This window comes from Streptomyces sp. S.PNR 29, from assembly GCF_030386795.1.
Taxonomy (GTDB): domain Bacteria; phylum Actinomycetota; class Actinomycetes; order Streptomycetales; family Streptomycetaceae; genus Streptomyces.
Window position 1 is genome coordinate 629468 of sequence record NZ_JANUQM010000003.1, and the last position, 18531, is coordinate 647998.

General features: G+C 71.2%; 13 protein-coding genes and 1 pseudogene. 7 read left to right on the plus strand and 7 right to left on the minus strand.

All coding sequences use genetic code 11. The features are described 5' to 3' along the window. Positions 1–196: 196 nt before the first annotated feature. The 4 genes and pseudogenes from NW895_RS11720 to NW895_RS11735 all read right to left on the minus strand — a co-directional run. Complete coding sequence (locus NW895_RS11720) at positions 197–3982, minus strand: multifunctional oxoglutarate decarboxylase/oxoglutarate dehydrogenase thiamine pyrophosphate-binding subunit/dihydrolipoyllysine-residue succinyltransferase subunit (protein WP_289935359.1); 3786 nt, start codon at positions 3980–3982, stop codon at positions 197–199. A 281-nt stretch (positions 3983–4263) separates the two neighbouring features. After that, positions 4264–5370: an ATP-binding protein gene (locus NW895_RS11725; RefSeq protein ID WP_289935360.1), complete on the minus strand. Its 1107-nt coding sequence runs from the start codon at positions 5368–5370 to the stop codon at positions 4264–4266. Then, positions 5367–6107 carry a response regulator transcription factor gene (locus tag NW895_RS11730; RefSeq protein ID WP_289935361.1) on the minus strand — a complete coding sequence of 247 codons (741 nt, stop codon included), beginning with the start codon at positions 6105–6107 and terminating at the stop codon, positions 5367–5369. The genes NW895_RS11725 and NW895_RS11730 overlap by 4 nt, the downstream gene beginning before the upstream one ends. 124 nt (positions 6108–6231) lie before the next feature. Further along, a pseudogene (locus NW895_RS11735) lies at positions 6232–6348 on the minus strand (spermidine synthase); the annotation flags it as partial. Positions 6349–6860: 512 nt separating this feature from the next. Between NW895_RS11735 and lon the strand changes: the two are divergent. Together lon and NW895_RS11745 are read left to right on the plus strand one after the other, a co-directional pair. Continuing rightward, positions 6861–9275, plus strand: coding sequence for an endopeptidase La (lon, locus tag NW895_RS11740; RefSeq protein ID WP_289935362.1), 2415 nt, complete (start codon positions 6861–6863; stop codon positions 9273–9275). 209 nt (positions 9276–9484) lie between these two features. After that, the gene (locus tag NW895_RS11745; protein ID WP_289935363.1) at positions 9485–9979 is read left to right on the plus strand and encodes a MarR family transcriptional regulator; all 495 of its coding nucleotides are present in this window, start codon (positions 9485–9487) and stop codon (positions 9977–9979) included. A 104-nt stretch (positions 9980–10083) separates the two neighbouring features. Here NW895_RS11745 and NW895_RS11750 read toward each other — a convergent pair whose 3' ends face one another. Beyond that, entirely contained in the window at positions 10084–10869 is a 786-nt protein-coding gene (locus tag NW895_RS11750) for a protein phosphatase 2C domain-containing protein (protein WP_289935364.1), read from the minus strand. 386 nt (positions 10870–11255) lie between these two features. On the opposite strand from NW895_RS11750, the gene NW895_RS11755 reads away from it, so the two are divergent. The 5 genes from NW895_RS11755 to NW895_RS11775 all read left to right on the plus strand — a co-directional run bounded on the left by NW895_RS11755 (position 11256) and on the right by NW895_RS11775 (position 16988). Then, entirely contained in the window at positions 11256–14096 is a 2841-nt protein-coding gene (locus NW895_RS11755; RefSeq protein WP_289935365.1) for a nitrate- and nitrite sensing domain-containing protein, read from the plus strand. Then, positions 14093–14596: a roadblock/LC7 domain-containing protein gene (locus NW895_RS11760; RefSeq protein ID WP_289935366.1), complete on the plus strand. Its 504-nt coding sequence runs from the start codon at positions 14093–14095 to the stop codon at positions 14594–14596. Before NW895_RS11755 ends, NW895_RS11760 begins: the two co-directional genes overlap by 4 nt. Next, the gene (locus tag NW895_RS11765) at positions 14593–15015 is read left to right on the plus strand and encodes a DUF742 domain-containing protein (RefSeq protein WP_289935367.1); all 423 of its coding nucleotides are present in this window, start codon (positions 14593–14595) and stop codon (positions 15013–15015) included. Before NW895_RS11760 ends, NW895_RS11765 begins: the two co-directional genes overlap by 4 nt. Beyond that, positions 14996–15643 (plus strand): ATP/GTP-binding protein, encoded by a 648-nt coding sequence (locus NW895_RS11770; RefSeq protein ID WP_289935368.1) that lies wholly within the window; start codon positions 14996–14998, stop codon positions 15641–15643. Before NW895_RS11765 ends, NW895_RS11770 begins: the two co-directional genes overlap by 20 nt. A gap of 82 nt (positions 15644–15725) precedes the next feature. Then, positions 15726–16988: a styrene monooxygenase/indole monooxygenase family protein gene (locus NW895_RS11775; RefSeq protein ID WP_289935369.1), complete on the plus strand. Its 1263-nt coding sequence runs from the start codon at positions 15726–15728 to the stop codon at positions 16986–16988. Here the strand turns inward: NW895_RS11775 and NW895_RS11780 are convergent. Both NW895_RS11780 and NW895_RS11785 read right to left on the minus strand, forming a co-directional pair. Then, a complete protein-coding gene (locus NW895_RS11780; RefSeq protein WP_289935370.1) occupies positions 16952–18100 on the minus strand; it encodes an NlpC/P60 family protein in 1149 nt (382 codons plus the stop codon). The genes NW895_RS11775 and NW895_RS11780 overlap by 37 nt on opposite strands. A 112-nt stretch (positions 18101–18212) precedes the next feature. Continuing rightward, on the minus strand, positions 18213–18521 hold the full coding sequence (locus NW895_RS11785; RefSeq protein ID WP_289935371.1) for a hypothetical protein: 309 nt from the start codon (positions 18519–18521) through the stop codon (positions 18213–18215). Positions 18522–18531: the final 10 nt, after the last annotated feature.

Below are 18531 nucleotides of genomic sequence, written 5' to 3' on the forward strand. Positions count from 1 at the left end.
CCGCGCTCAGGCCGCGGCGTCCGCCGCCGGCGGGCCGCGCGGCGATCGAGACGGCCGCTCCGGCTCCGGAACCCGCGCTCGCACCCCGCGCCCCCGACGGTCCGACGAGGCCGGCTGCCCGGCGGAGAGAAGGCGCAGGGCCCGCCCCCGAATCCCGGGGCGGGCCCTGCGTACGTACCTACCGGTGCTCAGAGACTCAGGCCTCGAAGACCTCGCGCACGAGCTGCTCCTGCTCGGCCTGGTGCCGCTTGGCGGAACCCACGGCCGGGGACGAGCTGTGCGGCCGCGAGATGCGGCGCAGGCGCTCGCCGTGCGGGACGTCGGCGCCGACCGCCAGGTCCAGGTGGTCGATCAGGTTGAGCGCGATGAACGGCCAGGCACCCTGGTTCGCCGGCTCCTCCTGGGCCCACAGGTACTTCTCGGCGTTCGGGTACTTCTTGATCTCCGCCTGGAGTTCGGCACCCGGCAGCGGGTACAGGCGCTCGATGCGGATGATCGCCGTGTCCGTCACGCCGCGCTTCTGACGCTCGGCCTCCAGGTCGTAGTAGACCTTGCCGGCGCAGAAGACGACCTTCTTCACCGCGGCCGGGTCGACCGAGGCGTCGCCGATGACCGGACGGAACTGGCCCGTGGTGAACTCCTCCGCCTTGGCGGCCGCGGCCTTCAGGCGCAGCATCGACTTCGGGGTGAAGACGACCAGCGGCTTGTGGTGCGGGTTGTGCACCTGCCACCGCAGGAGGTGGAAGTAGTTCGACGGGGACGTCGGCATCGCGACCGTCATGTTGTTCTGGGCGCAGAGCTGCAGGAAGCGCTCCGGGCGGGCCGAGGAGTGGTCCGGGCCCTGGCCCTCGTAGCCGTGCGGGAGGAGCAGCACCACACCGGAGGTCTGGCTCCACTTCTGCTCCGCCGACGAGATGAACTCGTCCACGACCGTCTGGGCGCCGTTGACGAAGTCGCCGAACTGCGCCTCCCACATCACCAGCGCGTTCGGGCGGGCCAGCGAGTAGCCGTACTCGAAGCCCATCGCCGCGTACTCGGAGAGCAGGGAGTTGTAGACGTTCAGCCGCGACTGGTCCTCCGAGAGGTACTGCAGCGGCGTGTACTCCTCGCCCGTGTTGCGGTCGATGATGACCGCGTGGCGCTGGCCGAAGGTGCCGCGCTGCGAGTCCTGGCCCGCCAGACGGACCGGGACGCCCTCCAGGAGGAGGGAGCCGATCGCGAGGGTCTCGCCCATGCCCCAGTCGATCGTGCCGTCCTCGACCATCGCCGCCCGGCGCTGCAGCTGCGGCAGCAGACGCGGGTGGACGGTGATGTGGTCGGGGATGTTGACCTGGGACTCGGCGATCCGCTTGACGACCTCCGTGGTCACCGCGGTGTTCACGGTGACGGGGAACTCGGCCTGCGGGTCGGAGGGCTCCGCCGCCGCCGGCTGCGCGGTGGCCTCGCGGACCTCCGTGAAGACCTTCTCCAGCTGGCCCTGGTAGTCCTGCAGGGCCTGCTCGGCCTCTTCCAGGGTGATGTCGCCGCGACCGATGAGGGACTCGGTGTACAGCTTGCGCACCGAGCGCTTCTTGTCGATCAGGTCGTACATCAGCGGCTGGGTGAAGGCCGGGTTGTCCGACTCGTTGTGACCGCGGCGGCGGTAGCAGATGAGGTCGATCACCACGTCCTTGTTGAAGGCCTGGCGGAACTCGAAGGCCAGGCGCGCGACGCGCACCACCGCCTCCGGGTCGTCACCGTTCACGTGGAAGATCGGGGCCTCGATCATGCGGGCCACGTCCGTCGCGTACATGGAGGAACGCGAGGACTCGGGGGCCGCGGTGAAGCCGACCTGGTTGTTGATGACGATGTGGACCGTGCCGCCGGTGCGGTAGCCGCGCAGCTGGGACATGTTCAGGGTCTCGGCCACCACGCCCTGGCCCGCGAAGGCCGCGTCGCCGTGGATCGCCACCGGCAGGACCGTGAAGTCCGTGCCGCCCTTGCCGATGATGTCCTGCTTGGCGCGGGCGACGCCCTCCAGGACCGGGTCCACCGCCTCCAGGTGCGAGGGGTTCGCGACCAGGGAGACCTTGATCTGCTCGCCGTCGAGGCCCGTGAAGGTGCCCTCGGCGCCGAGGTGGTACTTCACGTCGCCGGAGCCGTGCATCGACTTCGGGTCGAGGTTGCCCTCGAACTCGCGGAAGATCTGCGCGTAGGACTTGCCGACGATGTTCGCGAGCACGTTCAGGCGGCCGCGGTGGGCCATGCCGATGACGACCTCGTCCAGGCGGGACTCGGCCGCCGAGTCGAGGACCGCGTCCAGCAGCGGGATGACGGACTCGCCGCCCTCCAGGGAGAAGCGCTTCTGGCCGACGTACTTCGTCTGCAGGAAGGTCTCGAAGGCCTCGGCGGCGTTCAGGCGGCGCAGGATGCGCAGCTGCTCCTCGCGCTCCGGCTTGGAGTGCGGGCGCTCCACCCGGTCCTGGATCCACTTGCGCTGCTTGGGGTCCTGGATGTGCATGAACTCGATGCCGGTGGTGCGGCAGTACGAGTCGCGCAGCACGCCGAGGATGTCGCGCAGCTTCATCATCGACTTGCCGGCGAAGCCGCCGACGGCGAACTCGCGCTCCAGGTCCCACAGGGTGAGGCCGTGCTCGGTGATGTCCAGGTCGGGGTGCTTGCGCTGCTGGTACTCCAGCGGGTCGGTGTCGGCCATGACGTGGCCGCGGACCCGGTAGGAGTGGATCAGCTCGAAGACCCGGGCGGCCTTGGTGACGTCGTCGTCGTGGCTGGCGTCGATGTCCTTGAGCCAGCGGACCGGCTCGTAGGGGATGCGCAGCGCCTCGAAGATGTCGTCGTAGAAGCCGTTCTCGCCGAGGAGGAGGTTGGCGACCTGGCGCAGGAACTCGCCGGAGGCGGCGCCCTGGATGACGCGGTGGTCGTAGGTCGACGTCAGCGTCATGACCTTGGAGACGCCCAGCTTGTTCAGGGTGTCCTGGGAGGTGCCCTGGAACTCGGCCGGGTAGTCCATCGAGCCGACGCCCATGATCACCGACTGGCCCGGCATCAGGCGCGGGACCGAGTGGACGGTGCCGAGGCCGCCGGGGTTGGTCAGGGAGACCGTGACGCCGGTGAAGTCGTCCATCGTCAGCTTGCCGTCGCGGGCACGGCGGACGATGTCCTCGTAGGCCTGCCAGAACTCGAAGAAGTTCAGCGTCTCGGCCTTCTTGATCGCCGCGACGACCAGCTGGCGGTCGCCGTTCGGCTTGACCAGGTCGATGGCGAGGCCGAGGTTGACGTGCGGCGGCTTCACGAGGGTGGGCTTGCCGTCCACCTTCGCGAAGGACCAGTTCATCGACGGCATCGCCTTGATGGCCTGGACCATCGCGTACCCGATGATGTGCGTGAAGGAGATCTTCCCGCCGCGGGCGCGCTTGAGGTGGTTGTTGATGACGATGCGGTTGTCGAACAGCAGCTTCACCGGGACCGCGCGCACGGACGTGGCCGTGGGCAGCTCCAGGGAGGCGTCCATGTTCTTCGCGACCGCGGCGGCGGGGCCGCGCAGCACGACCTGCTCGGGGCCCTCGCCGGCCGCCTTGGCGGGCTCGGCCTTCGCGGCGGGCTTGGCGGCCGGCTTCGCGGGGGCGGCGGCCGCGGGCTTCGGGGCCGCGGCGGGCTTCGCCGGAGCGGGAGCCGGAGCCGCCTGGGCGGGAGCCTGGGCCTGGGCCGGCGCGGCCGGCGCGGGGGCGGGCTGAGCCGTGGTGGGGGTCTCTGCGGCCCCCGTGGCCGCAGTACCCGACGCAGCCTGGGCGGCGGCCGCCCCCGGCTTGTAGTCGGCGAAGAAGTCCCACCAGGCTCGGTCCACGGAGTTCGGGTCCTGGAGGTACTGCTGATAGATCTCGTCGACGAGCCACTCGTTCGGACCGAACGCGGCAGCGGGGTTCTTGCCCGCCCGATCGGCGTCGGTCGAGATGCTCGAGTTACTGGGGGACTGTGGCGACACGGCGGCAACCGCCCTCTTCCGCTTCACAAGGTGATGGACAGCGGGAATAAAGGCTACGCCTCCAAGACCGTGAAGGTCAGGTCGGGCCCGTTCATCGTCGTGTAAGTCACATCTCGCAGCGTGTTTCGGGGCTGGAAATGGCGGGAAACAAGCGTGGTTTCACTTCAGAAGGGAAGGCGAGAGTGCGACCCGGCGCTCACTAAGCACGGGCCCGCACCAGATCACACGTGTCCGCCAGCGCGGACGCACATGGATCTTGTGGTTCCGGTCCGAACTTTACGTCAACTTGGCGTGGATGACAGGCCCGGAAGGGTGACAAGAATCCGGCAACCCCGCTCGGATTCAGCCACTCCGATCCGCCCGCCGTGCAGATCCACCGCCCAGCGGGCGATGGCCAGGCCGAGCCCGGTGCCTCCGTCGCTGCCGGGACCGTGCGGACGCGTGACGGCCCCCCGGTTGAACCGTTCGAAGACCCGGTGCCAGTCCGACCGCGGGATGCCGGGGCCCTCGTCCAGCACCTCCAGCTCCAGCGACTCGGGCTGCGGCCCACGCCGTGCCTTGACGGTCACGCGGCCGTGCGGCGGGCTGTGCTTGACCGCGTTGTCGATCAGGTTGGCGACGACCTGGTGGATGCGCTCCGGGTCCGCGTGCGCCGTCAGCTCCGGCGGGGAGACGTCGAGGTGCAGATGGACGTCCGTACGGGTGTGGCTGCCGGAGCCCGTCGAGATGCCCGCGCGCACGGAGGCGACCATGTTGGCCTCCTTCAGTACGCCGGACAGGTACGGCCACACCTCGAACCGCCGTTTGCGCAGCGGTACGACGCCGTTGTCGAGGCGGGAGAGGTCCAGCAGCGTCTCCACCAGCCGGCCGAGGCGCTCGGTCTGCTTCAGGGCCGTCCGCATGGTCTCCGGATCGGCCTCGGTGACGCCGTCGACGATGTTCTCCAGCACCGCGCGCAGTCCCGCGATCGGGGTGCGCAGCTCGTGCGAGACGTTCGCGACCAGCTCCTTGCGCTGCCGCTCCTGGGCCTCCAGGTCGTCCGCCATGCGGTTGATGGTCTGGGCCAGGTCCCCCAGCTCGTCGCGGCGGTTCTCGCTCACCCGCCGGGTGTAGTCGCCGTGCGAGATGGACCGGGCCACGGCGTTCATCTCGTCCAGCGGCGCGGTGAGCGAATGCGCCACGAACTGCGTGATCAGCAGCGTGGCGATCATCGAGAAGACCGTGATGAAGCGCAGCTCCGTCTTGGTGTGCACGGCGATCACCGACAGCCCGGTGGTGATCAGCACGGATGTGACGACCAGCGCACCCAGCTTGGTCTTGATCGAGAAGGGGCTGACGCCGCCCCACGGCTCCTGGGCGCTTCTCCGAGCTGTCGGCCCGTCGCTCATGGCGTCGGCGTCTCCAGCGCGTAGCCCACGCCGTGCACCGTGCGGATCCGCTCCGCACCGATCTTCCGGCGCAGCGCCTTGATGTGGCTGTCGACGGTGCGGGTGCCGGAGGCGTCGGCCCAGTCCCACACCTCGGCGAGCAACTGCTCACGGGAGAGCACCGCGCGCGGGGTGTTCGCCAGGCACACCAGGAGGTCGAACTCGGTGGGGGTGAGGTGGACGTCCTCGCTGCGCACGCGCACCCGGCGCTGTGCGTGGTCGATCTCCAGTTCGCCGAGCCGCAGGATGCCGCTGCGCGGCGTCGTCGCGGCCAGCGCGGCCCGCTCCACGCGGCGCAGCAGCACATGCACGCGCGCGGCCAGCTCGCGCATGGAGAAAGGCTTCGTCATGTAGTCGTCGGCGCCGACGCCCAGCCCGACCAGCATGTCGGTCTCGTCGTCGCGCGCGGTGAGCATCAGCACCGGCACCGGCCGCGCGGCCTGCACACGACGGCAGACCTCCAGACCGTCGAAGCCGGGCAGCATGATGTCGAGGATCAGCAGATCGGGCTGCCAGGCCTCGGCCGTGTCGACGGCGGCCGGTCCGTCGCCCGCCGTTTGCACCAGGAACCCTTCGGCGCGAAGGCGGGTCGCGATGGCGTCCACGATCGTCTGGTCGTCCTCGACCACGAGAACCCGGCGCTGTGCGCCCGGGGTAGCCGCCGCCGTGCCGTTGTGGGAGGTGTGTGTCTGCTCCATCGCCCGCCCCTGGGGTGTGCTTTCCGGAACCAGTGGGGTGATTCCGCGGTCTGCGCATGGTTGCGATTGACGCTTGAATGATCCGCGTCAGGGAAGCAGAGTACGGGGAGTCACCACGGCTTTGCTATCCAGGTCGGACGCCAATGTGAACACGGTGCGGAACGCCCCGGGCAACGGGGACGTCTTCGGTACGCACCTGCGGGAACCCGGCATTCCGCAAGGTTCCCTCGAAATCCGGAGAGGTCGGTGCCGGGCGCTCGGTCGACTCCAACTCCCCTGCTGAGCTTGCGAGTCGGGCCGACGAGTGCAGGCCGGAGGCATCCTCTGGGCGGGGGCCGGCCGGTGCGCGCGCCGAGGGTACGGCACGGCGCGCCGGACGTGGCGCATCTCTCATTGACGTACGCGCGTGGATCGTTCTCCGGCGGTTTCGCCGGGTCCCGGATGTGTGCGAGCGAGAAGCCGGCTCGGCCCGGCCGTGCACATCTGCCGTGCGTACGCGCGCAGTTGCGTCGCCTCAAGGGTCAACTCGGCGCCGTGCACGGGTGAGACGTCGCCGGGCGCGTCGTCCGTGTTGCCTGCGCGGCCGTCCCGCGCTGCGTGGCGACGGAATGCGGAGGTGCCTCGGCTGGTTGCAAGCAGCCCCTTCACAGGCGACGGGAATTGATCGCTCACAGCGAACACGTGTGGGGGAACAATCAGGGACTCCCGAGCATTGAGTCGGCATAGCTCAACTTGACTGCCTAAGGGGAGATCATGGCTTCGACGTCCACACCGCTCACCCTGCCCGTGCTGCCGCTCGATGACGAGGTCGTGCTGCCCGGGATGGTGGTCCCGCTGGACCTGAGCGACTCCGAGGTGCGCGCCGCCGTGGAGGCCGCGCAGGCCGCCGCCAAGTCCGAGCCCGGGAAGCCCAGGGTGCTCCTGGTGCCACGTATCGACGGCACGTACGCGAACACCGGCGTGCTGGGCACCGTCGAGCAGGTCGGCCGGCTGGCCGACGGTGACCCGGGCGCCCTGATCCGGGGCCGGGGGAGGGTGCGGATCGGGGCGGGAACCACCGGCCCGGGCGCCGCCCTCTGGGTCGAAGGCACCCGCCTCGACGAGAGCGTGCCGGATCCGCTGCCCGGCCAGGTCGCCGAGCTGGTCAAGGAGTACAAGGCCCTCGCCACCGCCTGGCTGCGCAAGCGCGGCGCCTGGCAGGTCGTCGACCGTGTCCAGGCCATCGACGACGTCTCCGCGCTCGCCGACAACTCCGGATACTCCCCCTTCCTGACGACCGATCAGAAGGTGGAGCTGCTGGAGACCGCCGACCCGGTCGCCCGCCTCAAGCTCGCCACCCAGCAGCTGCGCGACCACCTCGCCGAGCAGGACGTCGCCGAGTCCATCGCCAAGGACGTCCAGGAGGGCGTCGACAAGCAGCAGCGGGAGTTCCTGCTGCGGCGGCAGCTGGAGGCCGTGCGCAAGGAACTGCGCGAGCTGAACGGCGAGCAGGAGGGTGAGGAGTCCGACGACTACCGCGCCCGCGTCGAGGCCGCCGACCTGCCCGAGAAGGTCCGCGAGGCCGCGCTCAAGGAGGTCGACAAGCTGGAGCGCGCCTCCGACCAGTCGCCCGAGGGCTCGTGGATCCGCACCTGGCTCGACACCGTCCTGGAACTGCCGTGGAACGAACGGACCGAGGACGCGTACGACATCCAGGGCGCCAAGCAGGTCCTCGACGCCGAGCACGCCGGTCTGGAGGACGTGAAGGAGCGGATCACCGAGTACCTGGCGGTGCGCAAGCGGCGTGCCGACCGGGGGCTGGGTGTCGTCGGCGGGCGGCGCGGTGGCGCCGTGCTCGCGCTCGTCGGGCCGCCCGGTGTCGGCAAGACCAGCCTCGGCGAGTCCGTCGCCCACGCCATGGGCCGGAAGTTCGTCCGGGTCGCCCTCGGCGGCGTCCGGGACGAGGCCGAGATCCGCGGGCACCGGCGGACGTACGTGGGCGCACTGCCCGGCCGTATCGTCCGGGCGATCAAGGAGGCCGGGTCGATGAACCCCGTCGTCCTGCTCGACGAGATCGACAAGGTGGGCTCCGACTTCCGGGGCGACCCCGCCGCCGCCCTGCTCGAAGTGCTCGACCCGGCGCAGAACCACACCTTCCGGGACCACTACCTGGAGGTGGAGCTGGATCTCAGCGATGTCGTCTTCCTCGCCACCGCCAACGTCCTCGAAGCCATCCCGGAGGCCCTGCTCGACCGTATGGAGCTGGTCCGGCTCGACGGCTACACCGAGGACGAGAAGATCGTCATCGCCCGTGACCACCTGCTCCCGCGCCAGCTGGAGCGCGCCGGGCTGGACGGGGACGAGGTGACCATCGACGAGGGCGCGCTGCGCAAGCTCGCCGGTGAGTACACGCGCGAGGCGGGCGTGCGCAACCTGGAGCGGTCCATCGCCCGGCTGCTGCGCAAGGTCGCGGCCCAGCACGAACTGGGTGAGCGCGAGTTGCCGTTCACCGTCGGCGAGGGCGATCTGCGCGGCCTGATCGGCCGTCCGCACCATGTGCCCGAGTCCGCGCAGGACCCGGCCGAGCGGCGGACGTCGGTGCCGGGTGTCGCGACCGGACTGGCGGTCACCGGCGCGGGCGGCGACGTGCTGTACGTCGAGGCGTCGCTGGCCGACCCCGAGACCGGCGCGGCAGGGCTGACGCTGACCGGTCAGCTGGGGGACGTCATGAAGGAGTCTGCCCAGATCGCGCTCAGCTTCCTGCGCTCCCACGGTGCCGAGCTCGAACTGCCGGTGGGTGACCTGAAGGACCGGGGCGTGCACATCCACTTCCCGGCGGGCGCGGTCCCGAAGGACGGTCCCAGCGCCGGCATCACGATGACCACGGCCCTCGCCTCGCTGCTCTCCGGCCGCCTGGTCCGCACCGACGTGGCGATGACCGGCGAGGTCTCGCTGACCGGCCGCGTGCTGCCGATCGGCGGGGTCAAGCAGAAGCTGCTCGCGGCGCACCGCGCCGGCATCACCACCGTGGTCATCCCCAAGCGCAACGAGCCCGACCTGGACGACGTCCCGGCGGAGGTGCTGGACAAGCTCGACGTCCACACCGTCACGGACGTCCGCCAGGTCCTGGAGCTGGCGCTGTCGCCGGCCACCAACGGCGCGGCGCCGAAGGTTCCGGCGGCGGCGTGACGGGCGCTGCCGGATGAGGGGAGGCCCGGGTTCCGTGAGGGAGACCCGGGCCTTCTCCCTGTTCGGGAGCCGAGCGCGGCGACGACCCCGGGAAGAGGGCCGGACGCCACCCCTGGTCCACGCCTGCGGAATACTTGCCCAGCTGCGGCGATGGCGGCATCCGGCGCAAAATCTCAGTACCGGGAAAGAGAACCGAGGCAGGGGCTGACGTGCACGAAGGCGGAAACGGCGGCGGACGTGAGGTCGCATCCGGGGTGTCCGGAAGCGGTACGGACCAGCCGGAGTTCCTGGCGCTGGAACGCGAGCTGACGGTGCTGCTGCGGCGCGCCCGGGCCAACCAGGGCGAGATGGCCCGCGAGGTCCACCCCGACCTGGAGTCGTCGGCGTACGGCCTTCTCGTACGGCTGGACGAGTGCGGCCGGCAGCGGGCCACCGAGCTCGCCGCCTACATCGGCGTCGGCAAGGCCACCATGTCCCGTCAGCTGCGTGCCCTGGAGGAGCTCGGCCTGATCGCCCGCGAACCCGACCCGGCCGACGGCCGCGCCTGGCTGGTCGCCCTCACCCAGGAGGGGCACGACCGCGTCAGCAGGGTGCGGGAGGCCCGGCGCGCGCGGTACGCCCGGCGGCTGGCCGACTGGGATCCGCGGGAGGTGGTGGAGCTGGCGCGGTTGCTGCACCAGCTGAACCGGGGGATGGAGAAGTAGGCCCTGTCGTTCGGATCATGCCGGCGTCGCGGGGGTGGCACGCACCTCTGCCGCGTCGCCGTCACTCGCCGACTCCCCCACTGCCGGCTTCGCTCGTGCGGTCGTCACAGCTCGGCGTACACCACCGTCGCGTCGTCGTGCCTCTTGCTCCGCCCCAGGTGCGCCCGGTCCACGTCCGCGCGTTCCAGTGCCCGCACCCGGTCCACCAGAGCCCGCGGCCCCTCCTTGCGTACGAGGGTGAAGCAGTCCTCCCAGCCGCCCTCCCGGAACTTCTCCACCCATCGCGTCGCCCCGTCCGTCAGCGCGGCCAGCGCCCGGACGTCCTCGCGCCGCAGCACCCCGGTCACCGCCCGGGCCGCCACGGCCGGATCCGCGGCCGCCGTGAAGAAACCGCCCTCCTTGTTGCGGAGGGTGGCGTCTGTCAGCGCGTCCGTGGCGAGGGACGCGCGGGGGAGACGGGACAGGCGGTCGTCCAGCAGGGCCGTGACCGTGCCGGCCGGCGACTCCACCAGCAGTGCGGAGTCCGACAGGACCAGGTACTCGACCATGGCCGGGGACCAGCGCGCCAGGACCACCGTCGCCTGGGGTGTGCGGGGGTGAGAAAGGTCACAGGTTTCCGCGTGTGCCCCGGCGGTATGCGCGATGGCGCGGGACAGGGCTTCGGTGAGGGGAACATCCAGGAGTGAAACGGTCATTTCGATCAGCGCCCCACCGAGGCGCGCCGTGAACCAGGGAACGGAATGCAGACAGCCCGTCTCGCCCGGCGGCGGCGTCACACCGTCCAGGACGACGAGTGCTCCGCCCTGTCCCGAAGCGGGAAGGGCGACGCTTGCGAAGTCCTCGTTGGGGCGGTCGGGGGAGCCTGGTTCCGACACGAGCTCAGTACGCATCCGGCCAGTCTGCACGAGGCCTTCACAAGGTTCGCAAAAGGCTGGCAACGGTTGCCCGATCGGCGCACCAGCGCAGGTCAGGCGCCGGGTTTGGGATGGAATGATTCGCTCCGGGAAGGCGTGGCGGCGAATACTGCCACCGCCCGTCGCGGACGTCCAACCGGCCCCCTGCCCAAGGCGGCTGCACACGCCAGCGGAACTTGCCCCTCAACTCGCCTCCAGGGTTCACTCCTTCGGGTGGCGGGTCGGGTGATGAGCGTCCCCTGCCCACCGGCACTGGGAGGGTCGGGATCCGTACGGATCCGCACCGGGTGTACGCGCCGGCCGGCCAGTTGACGGAGCAACACCCGGGCCCACGGGTACACGAGTCAGGAATGCGAGCACCGGTGCAGAAGACGCGGCCTCGTCGCACAGCCAAGCAGACGGCCCCCGTGGGGGACGCCGAGCGCACCCCCGTCGGCAAGGGCCGCCCGACGCACGTACGCAACCGCCTCATCGTCGCCGTGGCGGTGGTGGCCGCCGCGATCGCCGGAGCCGGCGCCCCGTCCGTCATCGCGGCCTCCGGGCAACTCCATGACGCGCAGGACCTGGTGACGCTCGCCGAGCAGACCCAGGACGCCCTCACGCTCGCCCACTCGCTCGCCGACGAGCGGGACGAGGTGACCTCCTACATCGCGGCCGGACGCCCCAAGTCCAAGGCGCCCTCCGAGCAGCGCAGCGCCCGTGTGGACCGGCAGGTCGAGGAACTGCGCGCCGACACCGACACGCCCGCCGCACTGCGATCCCAGCTCGACGGCATCGCGGCCGTACGCAGGTCGGCGCTCACCGGCAAGAGCAGTGCCCTGGAGAGCCACCAGGCCTACTCCGCCACCATCACCGACCTCCACCGGCTCGCCGAACAGCTGGCCGAGCAGATGCCGCCACGGGCCGGCTCCGGCGCGTACGCGCTGGCCGAACTGGACTCCGCCGTCCAGCAGGCCGCCGCCGCCCGCGGTCTGCTCCTCGCGGCCCTCAGCGTGCCGCGCTCCACCCGGACCGTCATCGACCCCGCCACCGGTCTGCCGACCACGAGCACCACCTCCTCGGACGCCGACACCAAGCAGCGCGACGCGCTCAGCGCCGCCGCCCAGCAGGCCCGGCTGCGCTCCGACGCCGCCCTCGCCGACTTCCGCGACAACGCCCCCAAGCCGGCGCGTACCAGCTACGACTCCACGGTCACCGGCCCCGAGGTCAACTCCGCCGAGAAGTACCTCGCCACCCTCACCGACCAGCCCACGCTCACCGGCAGCGACCTCGACGCCGGCACCAAGAAGGTGGACGCCGCGCTCTCCGCCCGCGTGGACCTGATGCGCGGCGTGGAGTCCGCCCTCTACGACCGCCGCACCAAGGACCTGGAGGCGCTGCGCGACGACGACGTCACGGCGCTGGAGATCCGGGTCGCGGTCCTCGGTGTCCTCATGCTGGTCGCCGTCGGTGTCGCCACGGCCATGGCCCGCACCCTCACCCGCCCGCTCTCCGTCCTGCGCCGCGGTTCCGCCCGCCTGGCCGAGGCGGAGAACCCGGCCGCCGAGGAACCCGTCGCCTTCACCGGCCGCAACGACGAGTTCGCCCAGGTCGTCCGCTCCGTCAACGCCCTGCACGCGCACGCCGCAGCCCTCGCCGAGCGGGTCACCACCCTGGAGGCCGACCGCAAGCACCTCGTGGGCCAGCGCCAGAAGATGGCCGACGCCCGTGAGGAGCTGCGCGCCGAACTGGCCGACTCCGCCGCCCAGCTGGAGCGCCTGCGTACGAGCATCGGCGGCACCTTCGTCAACCTCGCGCTGCGCACGCTCGGCCTGGTGGAGCGTCAGCTCTCCGTCATCGAGGGCCTGGAGGAGCGCGAGGACGACCCGGACCGCCTCGCCACCCTCTTCAAGCTCGACCACTTCGCCACGGTCATGCGCCGGCACAGCGAGAACCTCCTCGTCCTCGCCGGAACCGAGCACGTCCAGCACACCGCCGGGCCGGTGCCCCTCATCGACGTCGTCCGCGCCGCCGTCAGCGAGATCGAGCGGTACGAGCGGGTCCGTATCGCCGCGCTGCCCCCGCACGCACACATCGCCGGGTTCGCCGCCGACGACCTCTCCCACTTGTTGGCCGAACTGATGGAGAACGCCACCTCGTTCTCCCCGCCCGAGATGCCCGTCGAGGTCTCCGGCTGGCTGATGGAGAACGGCGAGGTCATGCTCTCCGTCCAGGACGAGGGCATCGGCATGACCGCCGACCGGCTGGACCGCCTCAACTCCCGCCTCGCCGAGTTCGATCCGGCGTCCCCCTACGACCAGGAGGGCGAGGAGGGCCTCGGCCTCGGTCTGTACGTCGTCGCCCGCCTCGCCCACCGGCACGGCGCCCGGGTGCAGCTGCGCGAGCAGAAGCAGGGCGGCATCACGGCCGTCGTCGTCCTGCCCAGGACGCTGCTCGCCCCGGCCCCGTCCGCCGCCGTCCCCTCCTCCTCGCCCGTCTCCGACAGCACCCGCGGCTTCTCCCTCCCGGGCGCCGACGCCGAGGCCAACTCCAACGTCCTGCACGCCCGCGCGAAGGACGGCGACCCGCTGGTGGAGCTGGCGGAGAGGGCGGTGCAGCGCTCGCAGGAGGCGGAAGCCGACGAGCCCGCCCCGGAGCCGGAGGCCGCAAGGCCCCGGCCGGAGGCCCCCGGGGAGATCCCGGAGACCCCCGCCGAGACCACGATGGCCCTGCTGATCCCGTCCCAGGCATCCGACCCGGAGCAGGCGGCGGGGACGGGAACGCGTCCCGCGCCCGCCGACGGCGAGACCGCCCCGCACGCGGGGCCGGCCGCACCCGGCGACGCGTCCCGCACGGGTGGTGCCGGTGGGAACGATCCCGCCGGTGGGGACACCTCCCGATCGAGCGAAGCCGAGAGCGGCGGAGAAGCCGAAGCGGAACACCAGCGCGCCGAGGACGAGGAAGAACGCGTCACCGACAAGGGCCTCCCCAAGCGCACTCCCAAGATCACCGCTCAGGCCCCGGCGCAGCGGCAACGCAGCGGGTCCGTGGACGCGGAAGCCCTACGTCGCCGCCTGGGCGGCTTCCGCCAGGGGGCACAGGCGGGCTACCGCGACGTAGAGGCGGAGATCGCCGAACAGACGGCCCAGAACCAGAGGCCGACCACAGGAACAGCTGAATCCGAAGAAGCCACGGGGGGCACAGTCGAGGAGGCAAGCAGTTGACCGCGCCCAGTACCTTCGGACTGAGCAGTGAAGCCCGCAACCTGCACTGGCTGCTGACCAACCTCGTGGAGGAGGTGCCCGGCATCCTCTCCGTCGCGGTGGTCTCCTCCGACGGACTGCTGCTGCTCTCCTCCGACCCGGGCCGCAATCGTGAGGCACGCCGGACAGGCGGAGCCCGGCCCACCGGCCCGCGCGGCTCCTCCGCCGATCTCGCCACCATCGTCTCCGGCATCGGCAGCCTGACCATCGGGGCCGCCAAGCTGATGGACTTCGGCGGGGTCAGGCACACGATGGTCGCGATGGACGAGGGCAGCCTGTTCGTGATGTCGATCAGCGACGGCTCCCTGCTCGGCGTGCACGGCTCCGCGGACTGCGACATGAGCGTCGTGGCGTACCACATGGCGCTCTTCGTAGGCCGCGCCGGCCATGTCCTCACCCCCGAACTCCGCCAGGAGCTGAGGGAATCCCTGGAGTCCGAGTCGACGGGGAGCGCCCGATGAGCAGCAGCCCCAAGCAGCATCTACCGGTCCGCGGGGCCGACCGCAAACCCGCCCGCGTACGCCCCTACTCGCTCACCGGCGGCCGCACGCGCTTCGGTCACGTCCTGCTCGTCGAGACGTTCGTGGCAAGCACCGCGGCGCTCGAAGCCCCCGAGGAGCGCAAGGAACTGACGAGTGCGCCGCTCTCCTCCCGCGTGATGCCGGAGATGCGGGCCATCGTCGAACTGTGCCGCCGCATGCGTACGGTGGCCGAGATCGCCGCGCTGCTGAAGATGCCGCTCGGCGTGGTCCGCGTCCTCCTCAGCGACCTCGCGGACCAGGGAAAGATCCGTGTGTACGGAACCGGGACCGGTCACGGTACGGGCCGGCCGGACCGCGCTCTGCTGGAAAGGGTGCTGAGTGGACTCCGTCGTCTCTGACGCCGCTCACGGTGTCTCTGCTGTATCCCCGCTCGTCGAGCCCGACGAGACCCTGCGGCCCTGGCAGACGGACCGCACCCGCGCCCCCATCGCGACGAAGATAGTGGTGGCCGGCGGCTTCGGCGTCGGCAAGACCACGCTGGTCACCTCGGTCTCGGAGATCACGCCTCTGCAGACCGAGGCGCTGATGACCGAGGCCAGCGAGGAGCACGACGACCTCACCGCGACGCCGGGCAAGACCACCACCACCGTGGCCATGGACTTCGGCCGCATCACGCTCGACGACGACCTGGTGCTGTACCTCTTCGGCACGCCGGGCCAGCAGCGGTTCTGGTTCATGTGGGACGACATCGTCCGCGGGGCGATCGGTGCCGTCGTCATGGCCGACACCCGCCGCCTGAAGGACTGCTTCCCGGTGCTCGACTACTTCGAGTCCTCCGGGCTGCCGTACGTCGTCGCGGTCAACCACTTCGACGGCAGCGAGCTGTTCGAGGCGGAGGACGTGCGGGAGGCGCTGACCATCCCGCGGCACATACCTGTCATGATCATGGACGCGCGGCGCCGGATCTCGGTGATCGAGACCCTCCTGGCCCTCGTGGCCCACGCGCTCGAGGAAACGCCCGAGTAGCCCGAGGCACTCCCCGAACGGGACCCCGGGCCGCCACCCCCCACGAGCAGGCCCCCGTAGTCCACCTAGGAGACACCCCCGCATGCGGAAGATACTCGTCGTCGGAGCCGGCCAGTCCGGTCTCCAGCTCGCCCTCGGCCTCCAGTCGCACGGGTACGAGGTCACCCTGATGTCCAACCGGACCGCGGACGAGATCCGCTCCGGCCGGGTCATGTCGACGCAGTGCATGTTCCACACCGCCCTGCAGCACGAGCGCGATCTGAAGCTGAACTTCTGGGAGTCCCAGGCCCCGAAGATCGAAGGACTCGGCGTCTCGGTCGCGGCCCCCGGCTCGCACGACCCGGGCCCGACCCAGCGTGCGATCGACTGGCTCGGCAGGCTCGACGGGTACGCGCAGTCCGTCGACCAGCGGGTGAAGATGGCCGGCTGGATGGAGACCTTCGCCCAGCGCGGCGGCCAGCTGGTCATCCACGGCGCGGCGGTCGGCGACCTGGACTACTTCTCCCGTACGTACGATCTGGTGCTGGTCTCGGCGGGCAAGGGCGAGCTCGTGCAGATGTTCGCCCGGGACCCCGAGCGCTCCCCGTACAGCGAGCCGCAGCGCGCGCTGGCCGTGTCGTACGTGCACGGTCTGGGCCCCCGCCCGGAGCACCCGGACACGGAGGCGGTCCGCTGCAACCTCGTGCCCGGCGTCGGCGAGCTGTTCGTCATGCCGTGCCTGACCACCTCCGGCCGCGCCGACATCCTGTTCTGGGAGGGCATACCCGGCGGCCCGCTCGACGTCTTCAACGGCGTCAAGGACCCGGCGGAGCACCTCTCCCTGACCCTGGAACTCATGGAGAAGTTCCTCCCCTGGGAGCACGCGCGGGCCACCAAGGTCGAGCTGACCGACGCGGGGGGCACCCTCGCCGGCCGTTACGCCCCCACCGTCCGCAACCCGATCGGCCGCCTCCCCGGCGGCGGCCTGGTCCTCGGCGTCGCCGACGTGGTCGTGGCGAACGACCCGATCACCGGCCAGGGCTCCAACTCGGCGTCCAAGTGCGCCGCCGCGTACCTCGCCTCGATCCTCGAACACGGCGACAAGCCGTTCGACGAGGAATGGATGCGGGGGACCTTCGACCGCTACTGGGCCACGGCCCAGCACGTCACCAAGTGGACCAACGCCATGCTCGCCCCGCCGCCGGAGCACATCCTGAACCTCATCGGCGCCGCGGGCCAGCTCCAGCCGGTGGCGGACCGTTTCGCCAACGGCTTCAACGACCCCGCCGACTTTGAGAACTTCTTCTACGACCCGAAGAAGACCGAGGCCTACCTGATGGAGGTCTCCGGGGCCGCGGGCGCGTAGTAGGCCTCGTCGGACCCCTCCATGGCACCCTCGGGGAGCTCCGGCGGCGTGTACTGCCGCAGGGGCTCCCCGCCGGGGTCGGGCCGTACGGCGCCCAGCACCGGGTTGGCCGCGATCGGCGACACCTTGACTCCGGAGCCGGGCCGCGGCGCCTGGACCACCATTCCGTCGCCGAGGTAGAGCGCGACATGCGTGGCCTCGGGGAAGTAGACGACCAGGTCCCCGGGTCGCAGCTCGCCGAGCGGGACGCGCTCCAGCCGGTCCCACTGCTCCTGGCTGGTCCGGGGGATGCGCGTCCCGGCGTGCCCCCAGGCCTGTGACGTCAGCCCGGAGCAGTCGTACGACGCCGGTCCTTCCGCTCCCCACCGGTACGGCTTCCCGAGCTGCTCCAGGGCGAAGCGCACCGCACGCTCGCCCTCCCGCGACGGCTTTTGGTCGCTGCGGAGCGCCCCGGACGCCATGAACCTCTCCTGCGCCTTCGCGATCCCGTTCTTCTCGATCGAGGAGAGCTCGGTCAGCTGCTCCGTGGTGAGCGAGGCCAGCAGCTCCTCGACCTCGTCGAGCCGCTCCCGTACGTCGTTCCGCTCCCGCTGCTGCCGCTCGGCGAGGGCGAGTTGCCGGTCGAGGGCCTCGCGGGCGCGGCGCGCCAGCTCGTCGGCCCTCTTCTCGTGCCCGGCCAGCCGGCCCACCGTCTCGGCCCGCTTCTGCGCCAAGCGCCCGATCACATGGCCCTGTTCGAGCGCGTGCTGCGGATCGCGTGCCATCAGCAGCCGCAGGTAGGGGGAGAGGTCGCTGCTGTTCTGGTACTGCTGCCGGGCCAGCCGCCCGGCCGCGCCACGGCTGTCGTGCAGGGACAGCCGGGCCCGGGCCAGTTCGGCGTCCAGCCGCTCGGCCTCGGCGCGCTGTCTGGTCAGCTTCTCCGCGGTGGCGTTGTAGGCCTCGGTGGCCCGCTCCGCCTCGCGGTACAGCCGCTGAAGGTCCGTCAGCAGTCCGGCGACCGAGCGCGCGCCGGGTTCCGGAACGGCCGTCGCGGGCACGGGTGCGAGGACGGCCTGGGCCGCCACCGTCGCCGCGCAGGCCGTACCGACCAGACGCAGAAGCCTTCCTGACACGTCATCACCTCCGGTGCGGGGCAGGCGGCCGGTCCGCTCTTTTCCGCATCGCGAGCATCAGGCGTGTACGCGAGGGCCGCGCGCCGGGTGTGCGCGGTTCGGCGCAAGGGGGTCACCCGTCCGCGTCGTCCGGCTTGCCGCCCGGCGTGGCGTCTGGCCCGGGGCCGGGCTTGGACCAGGGCCACTTCAAGCGGACGCTCGTCTTGCCTTCGGGGTCGTACTCGTACTTCCACCGGGCGGGGCCGATCCTGCTCTGCCCTCGGGGCACGCGGCGGTAGACGAGCACGGTGGGCGGTCCGCCGTCAGGGGCCGGGACGGGGATGCGGTAGGTCTTCGGGGGATGTCCGGTGGGCCCGAGCAGCACGGGCAGGACGCGCCCGTCCATGGGCCCGCCCTCGAAGGGGGTGTCTTCGCTCTTCACGGCACCAGTG